Raw genomic sequence first — 12,240 nt, 5'->3', positions numbered from 1 at the left:
TCAGGCGGCGGCGAGCAGGCGCTTTTCGCCGGCGATGCGCATCATCGCCTTTTGCAGCTTCTCGAACGCGCGCACCTCGATCTGGCGGACGCGTTCGCGGCTGACGCCATAGACCTGGCTCAGCTCCTCCAGCGTCTTGGGATCGTCGGTCAGGCGGCGTTCGGTGAGGATGTGCTTTTCGCGATCGTTGAGGTCGTCCATCGCGCTGACCAGCATGGTGTGGCGAACGTCCGCCTCCTGCTGGTCGGCAACAACCGCGTCCTGCAGCGGCGCATCGTCCTGCAGCCAGTCCTGCCACTGGCCCTCGCCATCCTCGCGCATCGAGACGTTGAGCGACGTGTCGCCACCCATCGCCATGCGGCGGTTCATGCTGACGACATCGCTTTCCGCGACGCCCAGGTCGGTGGCGATCTTGGTGATATGCTCGGGCCTGAGGTCGCCATCCTCGAACGCATCGAGCTTGGACTTCATCCGCCGCAGGTTGAAGAACAACTTCTTCTGCGCCGCGGTCGTCCCCATCTTCACCAGGCTCCACGATCGCAGGATATATTCCTGGATCGAGGCGCGGATCCACCACATCGCATAGGTGGCGAGGCGGAAGCCGCGGTCGGGCTCGAACTTCTTGACGCCCTGCATCAGGCCGATGTTGCCCTCGCTGATGAGTTCGGACGTCGGCAGGCCATAGCCGCGATAGCCCATCGCGATCTTGGCGACGAGGCGCAGGTGGCTGGTGACGAGCTGCGCCGCCGCCTCCGTATCGCCATGCTCCTGGAAGCGCTTGGCGAGCATATATTCCTGCTCGGGTTGCAGGATGGGGAATTTCTTGATCTCGGCGAGATAGCGGTTGAGGCTCTGCTCTCCGCCGAGGGCAGGAATCGTCGCGGGGACGTTGCTGCGGGCTGCCATGATCTGATCTCCCTTGTCTTGCGGAGGCATTCCTACCGCAGCGCGGTAACGAACGGCTCGAACCTATACGTGAAGCTCGGTGAACAGTTCCTGCATGTCAGCAGGCATCGGGCTATCGAAGGCCAAAGCGGTGCTTTTCACCGGATGGATGAACCCCAGATGCGCCGCGTGCAAGGCCTGCCGGCGGAAACCGAGGGTTTCGAGAAGCGCCTTTTGAGCACTCTTTGTTCTACCATACACCGGGTCGCCTAGCAAGGCATGACCGATCGACGCCATATGGACGCGCACCTGGTGCGTCCGCCCCGTCTCCAGCCGGCATTCGACCAGCGCCGCCTCGTGCAGCCGTTCCAGCGTGCGGTAATGCGTCACCGCGCGCTTGCCGCCGGCGACGATGGCGATCTTCTTGCGATTGGTCGCCGAGCGGGCGAGGGGGGCATCGACCTTGCCTTCCGCCGGCCGCGGCAGGCCGCCGACGATCGCACGATAGCGCCGGTCGATACTGTGATCGTGGAACTGTCGGGCCAGCCCCTCGTGCGCGCGGTCCGTCTTGGCGGCGACCATCAGGCCCGACGTGTCCTTGTCGATGCGGTGGACGATGCCGGGTCGCGCGACGCCGCCGATCCCGGACAGGCTTCCGTCGCAATGGTGCAGCAGCGCGTTGACCAGCGTCCCGTCGAGATTGCCCGCCGCCGGGTGAACCACCAGGCCGGCAGGCTTGTCGATGACGATCAGGTGCTCGTCCTCATAGGCGACGACCAGCGGGATATCCTGCGCCTCGTTGTGCGGCAGCGTCGGGTTCGGCACCGCCACCGCCAGCCGGTCGCCCGCACTCGCGCGCTTGGCCGGATCGCGCACCATCTGCCCGTCGCGGGTCACCGCGCCGCTGGCGATCAGCACCTTCAGCCGTTCGCGCGACAGGGTCGGCACCGCCTCGGCCAGCGCACGATCCAGACGCCACCCGTCGGACTGTGGCGCTATCGTCGCTTCAATGATGGAAACCCCCCGGTCCATACGATAGCGATGTGGGGATGACGGTGCAGATTGCAAGCGCGCTCCTCCAGCGCATCGCCGATGCGGCGGCTGCATCGCCGCAAGTCGAGGTGTGCGGCCTGCTGTTCGGTACGCCGCAGAGGATTATTGCGGTGACGGCGTGCCGCAACGTCGCCGCCGATCCGGCGCGACACTTCGAGATCGATCCTGCCGCGCTGCTGGCCGCGCACCGGGCGGCGCGCAACGGAGCGGCGACGATCGTCGGCCACTATCACTCGCATCCCAGCGGCAATGCCGTGCCGTCGCCGCGTGACGCTGCGGCCGCCGCGCCCGACGGTTCGCTGTGGCTGATCGCGGCGGGGGGTGAGGTGCGCGCCTGGCGTGCCGTGGCGGACGGGCCGGTGACGGGGCGGTTCGAAGAGGTCGCATTGCGCCGCTGACCACGCCGCCCCGAACCGAGCCGGCTTGCGTCCGCGACTCAACCCCGCCACATCTGTGCGCGATCATTCAGGGGAATTGCATGTCCGTCAGCCCGGTCGATTTTGCCAGCCTGCTGTGTTCGCGGCTGTGCCACGACCTGCTCTCGCCGGTGGGTGCGCTCAACAACGGGCTGGAGCTGCTCGGCGACGAGAACGATCCCAACATGCGCGACCGCGTGTTCCAGCTGTTGAGCGAAAGCGCGCGTGCGTCCGCCAACAAGCTCAAGTTCTTCCGCCTCGCCTTCGGTGCGGCGGGCGGCTTCGGCGAACAGGTCGACAGTCGCGAGGGCAAGACGGCGATCGAGGGGCTGCTCGCCGACAACAAGCGCACCACCTTCAACTGGTGGGTCGAGGCGGAGACGCTGTCCAAGCCCGCACTGAAGGTGATGCTCAACCTGGCGCTGATCGCCAGCGAGGCGCTGGTCCGCGGCGGCACACTCGACGTCGGCGGCGAGGAGAATGGCGGGCACCTGGAGGTCGTCGTCAAGATCGAGGGGCCGCGGATCATCCTCGATCCCGAATTGCGCCAGACGCTGACCGACGGCGAGCGCGAGACCGGCGTGACCCCGCGCGCCGCGGCCGCCTATCTCGTCCATACTCTGGCGACGCAGGCCGGCGGTTCGGTGCAGATCAGCGAGCCTGCCGACAACGTCATGATCTTCGGCGCGAGCTTCGCGGGCGGTTGACCGCGAGGCGCCAGTAAACGCCCCTTTAACCCCTGATCGGCCATCACCCCGCTGCGACAATCGCGGGGGACTATGGACGACCTGCTGCAGGAATTCATTGCCGAGACGCGGGAGACTCTGGAATCGCTGTCCGGAGAGATCGTGGCGTGGGAAGCGGCGCCGACCGACCGCGCGCGGCTGGATGCGATCTTTCGCTTCGTCCACACGGTAAAGGGCAGCTGCGGGTTCCTGGACCTGCCGCGGCTCGCCCGGCTGAGCCATGCCGCCGAAGACGTGCTGGCGGCGGTGCGCGACGGCCATCGCGCGCCCGACACCAACCTGGTCAACGCGGTGCTCGCGATCGTCGACCGGATCGGCGAGATCGTCGAGGCGATCGATTCGGGCGCGGCGCTGGACGATTCGAGCGAGGACCTGCTGATCGCCGCGCTGGCCGAGGATGCGCAGCCCGTCGCGCAGGCGCAGCCTGCCGCGGTGGTACGCACCGCAAACCGGTCGGTGCGGCTCAACGTCGACCTGCTCGACCGGATGATGAGCGGCATGTCGGAGATGGTGCTCGCCCGCAACGAGCTCGCCCGCCGGCTGCGCGACGAACAGGTCGACCCGCAGGTCGAGGCGGCGCTGGAGCGGCTGTCGCTGACCGTCGCCGAGATGCGCGACACCGTCACCCGCACCCGCATGCAGAAGATCGATGCGCTCTTTTCGGCACTGCCGCGCATGGTGCGCGATACCGCGGCCGAACTGGGCAAGCAGGTCGCGCTGACCATCGACGGGTCTGACGTCGAACTGGATCGCGAGATGATCGAGCTGATGCGCGATCCGCTGGTCCACATCATCCGCAACGCGGTGGACCACGGCATCGAGGCACCGGCCGACCGCCGCGCCGCAGGCAAGCGCGAGGCGGGGCGGCTGCTGGTGTCGGCACGCCAATCGGGCAACCAGATCCTGATCGAGATCGCCGACGACGGCCGCGGCATCGATGTCGACCGGCTCGTCGCCAAGGCCAAGGCGCAGAAGCTGTTCGGCGAGGCCGAACTGGCGGCGATGGACATGGCGGCGCGGCTGGACCTGATCTTCCACGCCGGCCTGTCGAGCCGCGATGCGGTGACCGCCATTTCCGGCCGCGGCGTCGGCATGGACGTGGTGCGCGCCAACATCGAACATATCGGCGGCCGCGTCCACCTGGCCAACCAGCCGGGCAAGGGGCTGGCGATCGTCATCTACGTGCCGCTGACGCTGTCGATCATGTCGACCATCGTCGTCGGCGTCGGCGGCCAGCGCTTCGCCATCGCCCGCCAGTCGGTGGACGAGATCCTGCGCGTGCGCGGCGAGGCGGTGCGGATCGACCGGATCGGCGACGCCGAGGTCGCGACCGTGCGCGGGCGGCGCTTGCCGTTGGTGTCGCTCGGCCGGCTGCTCGGCATCGGCGACGGCGACGAGCGGACGCTGGCGATCGTTTCCACCCGCGATGGCGATTATGCGCTGGCGATCGACCAGGTGATCGATACCGAGGAACTGGTGGTGAAACCCGCCGCGCCAGCGGTGATGGCGACGGGCGTCTATGCCGGGCAGACGCTGCCCGATTCGGGCCTGCCGATGCTGCTGCTCGACGGATCCGGCATCGCGACGATGGCGGGCCTGCGCTTCCATCGCAGCACCGCCGCCGATGAGGAGCAGGAGGCGCCGGACCATGCCGAAGGCGTCGCGGCGCTGATGTTCGAGGATCTGGACGGCCAGCGGCGCGTGCTGCCGCTCGCCGCGATCGACCGGGTGGAGCCGGTGGCGACCGACGCGATCCGCTTCACCGCCGGGCAGATGCGCCTGGCGATCGGCGGCAACCTGGTGCCTCTCCATTCCGCCGCGCCGATCGGCGAGCGGGCGGAGGTGCCGGTGCTGCGCCTGACCGACGGGATGAGCGAGATCGCCTATGCCATCCACGAACCCGTCGAGATCGTCCACCTGCCGACCGCCATCGCCCCGGCGCGCGGGGCGGGGCCGGTCGCTGGCGTGGTGATGATCGAGGGCGAACAGGTCGAACTGCTCGACGCCCATGCGCTGTTCGCGGGCGAATCGCTGGGCAATGCCGGCCGGCGGCTGTGCTGGCTGCAGGCCGACGGCAGCGGTTGGATGGAAACGTTCCTGCGCCCGATGCTGGAAGCGTCGGGCTATCGCTGCGTGGCGCAGCCCCCGGCCGACGGGCCTGCCGATGTCGCGCTGGTGATGGACGATGCGCCGGTCGCGCCCGCCGCCGCGCGCAACATCGTCCGGCTGCGGCGCGAGGTCGCCGCCGCGGCGGGGACAGGCAGCGTCTATCGTTACGATCGTGCCGGTCTGCTCGATGCGCTGGCCCATGCGGTGGAGGCATGCTGATGGAATTGTTCCTGATCGCTCATATCGCCGGGCGGGGCGTCGCGATCGAAACCGGACAGGTCGATTCGGTGGTCGATATCGCCGATGTCGTCGCCGTGCCGCGGACCGAAGCGGCGGTGCGCGGGCTCGTCGCGCTGCGCAGCCGGGTGGTGACGGTGATCGACACCGGCACCGCGCTGGGCCTCGAACCCTCGCCGGACACCGGCCGGCGCGCGGTCATCACCCGCGTCGACGGGCATCATTATGCGATCCTGGTCGATTCGCTGGAGGATGTCGCCCTGTTCGAACGCCAGCCGCTCTCTTCAGGCCTCGCACTCGATCGCGGCTGGGCCGACGTGGGCGTCGGCCTGGTCGAGCGCGACGGCGAACCCATGCTGATCGTCGATCTCGCCGCGCTGGTGCCCCAGCCTGCGCTCGCGGCTTAACGCGACGCTTACGCTTGGCCGTTACCACCATCCCTTGCGATTACCCGCTCGTGAAGAAAGCCCATCCATGAAGACCTGCCTCGTCGTCGACGATTCGAAGGTGATCCGCAAGGTCGCCCGCCACATCCTGGAAACGCTGGACTTCACCGTCACCGAGGCGTGCGACGGCCGCGAGGCGCTGGACGCCTGCCTCGCCTCGCCGCCCGACGTGATCCTGCTCGACTGGAACATGCCGGTGATGAGCGGCATGGATTTCCTGCGCGCGCTGCGCGATGCCAGCATCGCCTCGCGCCCCAAGGTGGTGTTCTGCACCACGGAAAACGGCATGGCCTATATCCGCGCCGCGATCGAGGCGGGCGCCGACGAATATGTCATGAAGCCGTTCGACCGCGACACGCTGGAATCGAAGCTCCAGATCGTCGGCATGGCCTGAGGCGGGGAGAACCCCGATGGCGACCGCGTCGCGATCCCTGCTGGCGGAGCCGCCCCACCCGCGCGTGCTGATCGTCGACGATTCGGCGGTGGCGCGTGCCGTGATGGAGCGGATCATCGGTGCGACCGGCCGCTTCGTCGTCGCAGCCAGCGTCAGCACCGCGGCCGCCGCGCTGACGTTCCTGGCGCGCGAGCGGGTCGCGTTCGTGCTGCTCGACGTGCAGATGCCCGGCGTCGACGGCTTGACCGCGCTGCCGGACCTGATCGCCGCCGGGCAGGGCGCCCGCGTGCTAATCGTCTCCGGCCAGGCGAGCGAAGGGGCCGCCACGACGGTGCAGGCGCTGGCGCTGGGCGCGGCGGACACGCTGCTGAAGCCGGGCACCGGCGAGCGCATGGGCCAGTTCGGCGACGCGCTGATCGACAAGCTCGACCGGCTGAGCGACGGCGATGCGCCGCCGGCACCGCCGATGCCGGCCCCGCGCCCGTCCGCGCCGAAGCCGCGCGCCGCGAGCGAGGATTACGACGTGGTGGCGATCGGCGCCTCGACCGGCGGCATCCACGCGCTCACCCTGATGCTGCGCGCGATCCCGGCGGAGTTCCGGCTGCCGATCCTCATCACCCAGCATCTGCCCGCATCCTTCATGCCCTATTTCGCGGCGCAGATCGCGGTGATCGCGAACCGGCCGTGCGAGGTGGCGGTCGACCGGCTGCGGCTGCGCCCCGGCCGCATCGTCGTCGCACCGGGGGAGGCGCACATGCGCTGCGTGCCGCTGGCGGACGGATCGACCGCAATCCGGCTCAGCGCCGAACCCAGCGCCAGCGGCTGCATGCCGTCGGTCGATCCGATGTTCGCCTCGATGGCCGGGGTGTTCGGCCCGCGCATGCTCGCCGTCGTGCTGAGCGGCATGGGCCGCGACGGTGCCGAGGGCGCACGGCAGGTGCATCAGGCGGGGGGATGCGTGGTGGTGCAGGATCAGGCGAGCTCGGTGATCTGGGGCATGCCGCGCGCGGTCGCCGACGGCGGCTATGCCGATGCGGTGATGAGCCCCGAGGCGATCGGCCGGCTGGCCGCGGCAAGGGCGCGGCCATGACCGGCGCGGCGCCATCCCAGGTCGCGCTCAACGTCTTCGGCGCCTTGCTGGAGGCGCGGACCGGGCAGCAGATCTCCAGCTACCGGTCGTGGCGGGTCGACACCGCGCTGAAGCCGTTGCTGCGCGAGCGCGGGCTCGACACGCTCGACCAGCTGGTGGCGTTGCTGCTCGACGGGCAGGATGCCGGCATCGGCGACCAGATCGTCGATGCGCTGCTGAATGGCGAAACCTCGTTCTTCCGCGATGCGCCGGTGTTCGACATGGTGGTGCAGGCGATCGAGGCGGCGGAAGCGCAGGGGCGGCGCGCGCGGATCTGGTGCGCGGGCTGTTCGACCGGGCAGGAGCCTTTGTCGCTGGCCATGCTCTTCGCCGAGCGGGCGGAAGCCGGGCGGCCGATGCCGGAGATCGTCGCCACCGACGTTTCCGACGCCGCGGTGGTGCGCGCCCGTGCCGGCAAATACAGCCAGTTCGAGATCCAGCGCGGCCTGCCGATCCGGCGGATGATGCGCTGGTTCGAATCGGATGGCGCCGATTGGGCGGCGCGGCCGGAGCTCACCCGGCTGGTGTCGGTGCGCCGGCACAATCTGGTCGCCGACCGGCCGCTGGCGGGGCAGTTCGACGTGCTGCTGTGCCGCAATGTCCTGCTCTACCTGTCGGCCGGGACCAAGGCGCAGGTCTTCGACCGCTTCGCCGGGGCGGTGCGGCCGGGGGGCATCCTGGTGCTGGGCGCCGGCGAGACGGTGATCGGGCAGACGACCGCCTTCGAACCGAGCCGTGCCTTGCGCGGCTTCTACGAGCGCACCGGCGCGGTGGCCAAGACGGGACGGGTCGCCGCCTAAGTCCCCCTTACGCGTGCCGGCAGGCTCGGCTAAGACGTGAGCATGACCATCCTCGACACGCCCTCGCCGAACTTCGACGAGCGGACGCTGCCGATCAGCATGATCGTGCTTCATTACACCGGGATGCAGGACGGCCCGTCCGCGCTGGCGCGGCTGCGCGATCCCGAAGCGAAGGTGTCGGCGCACTATCTGGTCGAGGAGGACGGCACCGTCTGCCGGCTGGTCGCGGAAACGCAGCGCGCGTGGCATGCGGGGCGATCGCACTGGCGCGGGGTGACCGACGTCAATTCGGCGAGCGTCGGCATCGAGATCGTCAATCCGGGGCACGAATGGGGCTATCGCCCCTTTGCCGAGGAACAGATCGACGCGCTGGTGCCGCTGGTCGCGGCGATCAAGGAACGGCACGGCATCACCCGTGGCAACGTGGTCGGCCATTCCGATATCGCGCCGACCCGCAAGCGCGACCCCGGCGAGCTGTTTCCCTGGGCGCGGCTCGCCAGGCTGCGGCTGGCGCTGCCGCGGCCGACGCGCAACCTGATGGACCCGCAGTGGACGCAGGGCGGATTCCTGCTGGCGCTGGAGCGGTTCGGCTATGACGTCGCCGAGCCGATGGCGGCGATCATGGCGTTCCAGCGCCGGTTCCGCCCCGAGCTGATCGACGGCGAGATCGACGCCGAATGCCGGATGATCCTGCTCGCGCTGCTGCTTCCCAAACCGCAGGGGGATGAGTAAGGACCTGCGGGTCAGAGGGTCGGGCGGCCGCGGGCACCTTCGGGTGCGCGAGGAAAGTCCGGGCTCCGCGGAACGACGGTGCCGGGTAACGCCCGGCGGGGGCGACCCCAGGGACAGTGCCACAGAGAGCAGACGGCGACGGCTTCGGCCACGCCAGGGTGAAAGGGTGCGGTAAGAGCGCACCGCGCGACCGGTAACGGAAGCGGCATGGCAAACCCCACCGGGAGCAAAACCGAATAGGGACGGCATACGGGCTTCGTTCCAGCTCGTCGTCCGGGTTGGTTGCTGGAGGCGGCGCGCAAGCGTCGTCCTAGAGGAATGGTCGCCCATTTCCCTATGTGGGAAAGGACAGAACCCGGCTTACAGACCTTCTGGCATTTCCCGCCTGCCTGTTCCACGGTCGCACCGGGCACAGGGGGGGAAGAGATGCGCACGGTGGTGATGGCGATGGCGCTGGCAGGCGCGGCGATCGGTGGCCTCGCGGCGGCGCAGCAGCAACCGGCGCTCAGCGTGCAACAGGCGTTCGAGGCTGCCGAAAAGCTGTCGGCGGGGCCTGACAAGGCCGCCGGGCTGGCCGCGTGGCAGGCGATGGAGGCGCGGGTCGGAGGCAATCCGCGCAGCCGTGGCATCGTGCTGGTCCGCAAGAGCGCGGTGCTGATCGCGCTCGATCGCCGTGACGAGGGCGTGGCTGCGGCGCGGGCCGGACTGGCCCTGTTGCCGACCGGCGATAAGACGTTGCGCCAGGATCGGTACGACGCTTATTCCAATCTTGCCGGCGTGGCGCAGGCGAGCACCGATTTCGCGACCGCGGCGGATGCCTATCGCCATGCCGAGCAGGAAGCGGGCGGGCCGGCCGAGACGCTCGGCGCCCTGCGCGGCCTGATCCAGACCGCGACCTTCACCGATCCCGCCGCCGCGGCGGCCGCGGTGACCCGTGCGGATGCGGTCATCGCCGCGAACAAGGTGGACAATCCCTTGCTGGCCGATTTCGCCTCCGCCCGCGCGATCCTGGCGCTCAACACCGGCGACCTGCCGCGCGCGACGCGCGAGGCCAAGGCGGCGGTGAAGCTGCTCGGCGGCCTGACCAGCAAGACCGACCTGCGTGATGCCGCGGCCCGCTCCAACGCGGCGCTGGCGCTGCTGCTGTCCGGGAACAAGGACGATGCGCGCGAATATATGGCGATGACCGGTGCGGGCCGCGTGCCGTCGGGGAACTTCAACATCGGCGCCGCCATGGCCCCGCCCGACTGCGGGGGCGAGGCGGGCCTGAAGCCGGCCGACATGGCGGTGGTGCAATTCTCCGTCGCCGACGACGGCAGCGTGCTGCTCGCCGAACCGATCTATGCGGCCGGTGGGCCTGCGGTGGCGCTCGCCTTCGCGCGCGCGGTGCGGCAATGGGCGTGGAGCCGCGAGCAGGCGGAGGCGATGCCCAAGTTCCTGCGCTACAATGCGCGGGTGGAACTGCGCTGCAACGCCGCCTTCCCGCGACCGTCGATCACCGACGGGCTGATGGACAGCCTGATCGCGTGGTCGGCCGATCGTGGTGCGCCGATTCCCGACGAGCCCGAAAACCCGGCGCAGGCGCTCGCCGCACAGCGCGCGGCCCTGGCGGCGGCGGGCAGCGGACCGGCCGCGCTCCCGCCGCTCGTCGCGCTCATCCGTTCGCCCGTGGTGCCGCGGGAGGAGAAGACGGCGTTCGCCGCGACGGCGCTGCAACTCGCGCAAGCCAGCAAGGCGCCGGCGACGGCCCAGCTCGCGCTCGATCTGGAAATGCGCATGAACGCCAGTGCCGACATCTGGCGTCCGGCGACGTTCCGCCGCACGGTCGCGCCGCTGCTGGAACAGGCGCCCTACGCTGGCGATCCGCGCTCGCGTGCGGCGATCCGGCTGTTGCTCGCCGATCGCGAGCGTAGCGGCAGCGAACGCGTGGCCACGCTGCTCGATCAGGTGGTCGCCGACCCCGCCTTGCCACCGACCGATCCGCTGCGCGCGGGCGCGCTGATCCGCCTCGCCTCGCTGGCCCAACAGCGCGGTGACGATGCGGCGGCCAAGGCGGCGTTCGCCAAGTCCGGCCTGACCGCCAGCCAGTGCGCGCTGGTGGGCGATGCACCCAAGATGGTGCGCACCGGCGGCGCCTTCCCCGAGGAGGCGCAGTCCTGGGGCTTCGAAGGGTTCACCCGCACGCAGTTCGACATCGCCGCGAATGGCAAGGTGCTCAATTCCCGTGCGATCGTGTCCTATCCCCCGTTCATCTTCACCAAAGCCGGGGCGGAGACGGCGAGCACGTCGACCTTCGCCAAGACCTATCGGCCGGAAGGCGCGCTGGCCTGCGGCGCGGAGACACGAAACGTCGTGTTCAGGATACCGCACTGAGCGACACGAGGTTGCCCCGCGCCGCACAGCGCTTATGTGACCGGGAATGGCGCGCAGTCCGTCCCGTTCGAACGATTGGGGTTTTCCCCGCTGGCGTGGCTATGGCTCGGCGCGGGAGGCGACGACGGTGCGGCTCTGCGACCGTCATGGCTGCGAGGCGCCCGGCAACTGCCCGGCGCCCAAATCGCCCAACAGCCCCGACCGCTGGTATTTCTGCGAGGCACATGCCGCCGAATACAATCGCGGCTGGAATTATTTCGAAGGGCTGTCGGCCGAGGACGCCGCCGCCCGTGAAGCGTCGGAGAGCCGCACCGCATCCGGCTATGCCAATGCCAGCCATTATGCGTGGGGCGGCCCCGGCGACGGCAGCCGCTCGCGCGACGAATTGCGTGCGCTGGAGGCGCTGGGGCTGGAGAGCGACGCCGACTTCGACGCGGTGAAGACGGCATGGCGCCGGCTCGCCAAGGAGAATCACCCCGACGTGCGGCCGGGCGATGCGCAGGCGGCCGTGCGCTTCCAGACGGTACAAGCCGCCTATGAGGTGTTGCGGACGGCGGAGGAGCGACGCGAGTGGCGTCCCCGCTGACCGCCGTTCGCAGTGAGTGGCGGGGGGCCGTGCTCGTCTGCGGCAGATGTTCGAAAAAGCTCGATGGCGGCTTCGGCAAGAAGGGGCGTCGCCCGCTCGCCAAGGTGCTGCGCAAGATCCTGGGCCTGAAGCCGGGGCGCAAGGCGGCACTGGGCGTGGTGGAGACGCGCTGCCTCGGCATATGCCCCAAGGGAGGCGTCGTGCTGGTCGACAGCCGCGCGCCCGAGCGCTGGCTGGTGGTGCGGGAGGGCGCGGATGTGGCCGAACTGGCGGCGCGGCTGGCGCCGTAGTGGAGCTATCGGGGCATGAAGCTCGTGGAGAGCAGCCCTTCGAC

Annotated in this window: 13 protein-coding genes and 1 other RNA gene; 12 read left to right on the top strand and 2 right to left on the bottom strand. The window is 69.6% G+C overall.

The window, feature by feature from the left end; all coding sequences use genetic code 11:
- Together rpoH and ACTZQ5_RS03555 are read right to left on the bottom strand one after the other, a co-directional pair.
- On the bottom strand, positions 1-906 hold the full coding sequence (rpoH, locus tag ACTZQ5_RS03560) for an RNA polymerase sigma factor RpoH (RefSeq protein WP_443583789.1): 906 nt from the start codon (positions 904-906) through the stop codon (positions 1-3).
- A gap of 63 nt (positions 907-969) precedes the next feature.
- Entirely contained in the window at positions 970-1,917 is a 948-nt protein-coding gene (locus ACTZQ5_RS03555) for an RluA family pseudouridine synthase (RefSeq protein WP_443583788.1), read from the bottom strand.
- A gap of 17 nt (positions 1,918-1,934) precedes the next feature.
- Between ACTZQ5_RS03555 and ACTZQ5_RS03550 the strand changes: the two genes are divergently transcribed.
- From ACTZQ5_RS03550 to ACTZQ5_RS03495, 12 genes are all read left to right on the top strand, one after another.
- Positions 1,935-2,336: a M67 family metallopeptidase gene (locus ACTZQ5_RS03550; RefSeq protein WP_443583787.1), complete on the top strand. Its 402-nt coding sequence runs from the start codon at positions 1,935-1,937 to the stop codon at positions 2,334-2,336.
- A gap of 80 nt (positions 2,337-2,416) precedes the next feature.
- The gene (locus ACTZQ5_RS03545; protein ID WP_443583786.1) at positions 2,417-3,061 is read left to right on the top strand and encodes a histidine phosphotransferase family protein; all 645 of its coding nucleotides are present in this window, start codon (positions 2,417-2,419) and stop codon (positions 3,059-3,061) included.
- Between the two features lie 72 nt (positions 3,062-3,133).
- Positions 3,134-5,428 (top strand): chemotaxis protein CheA, encoded by a 2,295-nt coding sequence (locus ACTZQ5_RS03540; RefSeq protein WP_443583785.1) that lies wholly within the window; start codon positions 3,134-3,136, stop codon positions 5,426-5,428.
- Complete coding sequence (locus ACTZQ5_RS03535) at positions 5,428-5,853, top strand: chemotaxis protein CheW (RefSeq protein WP_443583784.1); 426 nt, start codon at positions 5,428-5,430, stop codon at positions 5,851-5,853. Before ACTZQ5_RS03540 ends, ACTZQ5_RS03535 begins: the two co-directional genes overlap by 1 nt.
- Positions 5,854-5,920: 67 nt before the next feature.
- The gene (locus ACTZQ5_RS03530) at positions 5,921-6,286 is read left to right on the top strand and encodes a response regulator (protein WP_443583783.1); all 366 of its coding nucleotides are present in this window, start codon (positions 5,921-5,923) and stop codon (positions 6,284-6,286) included.
- A 16-nt stretch (positions 6,287-6,302) separates the two neighbouring features.
- A complete protein-coding gene (locus tag ACTZQ5_RS03525) occupies positions 6,303-7,376 on the top strand; it encodes a chemotaxis protein CheB (RefSeq protein ID WP_443583782.1) in 1,074 nt (357 codons plus the stop codon).
- Positions 7,373-8,215 (top strand): CheR family methyltransferase, encoded by an 843-nt coding sequence (locus tag ACTZQ5_RS03520; RefSeq protein WP_443583781.1) that lies wholly within the window; start codon positions 7,373-7,375, stop codon positions 8,213-8,215. Before ACTZQ5_RS03525 ends, ACTZQ5_RS03520 begins: the two co-directional genes overlap by 4 nt.
- A 42-nt stretch (positions 8,216-8,257) precedes the next feature.
- A complete protein-coding gene (locus ACTZQ5_RS03515) occupies positions 8,258-8,947 on the top strand; it encodes an N-acetylmuramoyl-L-alanine amidase (protein ID WP_443583780.1) in 690 nt (229 codons plus the stop codon).
- Between the two features lie 11 nt (positions 8,948-8,958).
- Positions 8,959-9,326, top strand: an RNA gene (rnpB, locus tag ACTZQ5_RS03510) — RNase P RNA component class A.
- 47 nt (positions 9,327-9,373) lie between these two features.
- Positions 9,374-11,320 carry a hypothetical protein gene (locus tag ACTZQ5_RS03505; protein WP_443583779.1) on the top strand — a complete coding sequence of 649 codons (1,947 nt, stop codon included), beginning with the start codon at positions 9,374-9,376 and terminating at the stop codon, positions 11,318-11,320.
- A 46-nt stretch (positions 11,321-11,366) separates the two neighbouring features.
- Positions 11,367-11,906 (top strand): J domain-containing protein, encoded by a 540-nt coding sequence (locus ACTZQ5_RS03500; protein ID WP_443583778.1) that lies wholly within the window; start codon positions 11,367-11,369, stop codon positions 11,904-11,906.
- Positions 11,891-12,196 (top strand): (2Fe-2S) ferredoxin domain-containing protein, encoded by a 306-nt coding sequence (locus ACTZQ5_RS03495; RefSeq protein WP_443583777.1) that lies wholly within the window; start codon positions 11,891-11,893, stop codon positions 12,194-12,196. Before ACTZQ5_RS03500 ends, ACTZQ5_RS03495 begins: the two co-directional genes overlap by 16 nt.
- The last annotated feature ends 44 nt before the right edge of the window (positions 12,197-12,240 follow it).

The organism is Sphingomonas cellulosilytica (assembly GCF_052321755.1).
In the GTDB taxonomy this organism is placed as follows: Bacteria; Pseudomonadota; Alphaproteobacteria; order Sphingomonadales; family Sphingomonadaceae; genus Sphingomonas.
This window is presented reverse-complemented; position numbering and strand designations above follow the sequence as displayed.

Coding starts and splice junctions, on each gene's coding strand:
- rpoH (WP_443583789.1), bottom strand. CDS start 906: ATGGCAGCCCGCAGCAACGTCCCCGCGACGATTCCTGCCCTCGGCGGA.
- ACTZQ5_RS03555 (WP_443583788.1), bottom strand. CDS start 1,917: ATGGACCGGGGGGTTTCCATCATTGAAGCGACGATAGCGCCACAGTCC.
- ACTZQ5_RS03550 (WP_443583787.1), top strand. CDS start 1,935: ATGACGGTGCAGATTGCAAGCGCGCTCCTCCAGCGCATCGCCGATGCG.
- ACTZQ5_RS03545 (WP_443583786.1), top strand. CDS start 2,417: ATGTCCGTCAGCCCGGTCGATTTTGCCAGCCTGCTGTGTTCGCGGCTG.
- ACTZQ5_RS03540 (WP_443583785.1), top strand. CDS start 3,134: ATGGACGACCTGCTGCAGGAATTCATTGCCGAGACGCGGGAGACTCTG.
- ACTZQ5_RS03535 (WP_443583784.1), top strand. CDS start 5,428: ATGGAATTGTTCCTGATCGCTCATATCGCCGGGCGGGGCGTCGCGATC.
- ACTZQ5_RS03530 (WP_443583783.1), top strand. CDS start 5,921: ATGAAGACCTGCCTCGTCGTCGACGATTCGAAGGTGATCCGCAAGGTC.
- ACTZQ5_RS03525 (WP_443583782.1), top strand. CDS start 6,303: ATGGCGACCGCGTCGCGATCCCTGCTGGCGGAGCCGCCCCACCCGCGC.
- ACTZQ5_RS03520 (WP_443583781.1), top strand. CDS start 7,373: ATGACCGGCGCGGCGCCATCCCAGGTCGCGCTCAACGTCTTCGGCGCC.
- ACTZQ5_RS03515 (WP_443583780.1), top strand. CDS start 8,258: ATGACCATCCTCGACACGCCCTCGCCGAACTTCGACGAGCGGACGCTG.
- ACTZQ5_RS03505 (WP_443583779.1), top strand. CDS start 9,374: ATGCGCACGGTGGTGATGGCGATGGCGCTGGCAGGCGCGGCGATCGGT.
- ACTZQ5_RS03500 (WP_443583778.1), top strand. CDS start 11,367: ATGGCGCGCAGTCCGTCCCGTTCGAACGATTGGGGTTTTCCCCGCTGG.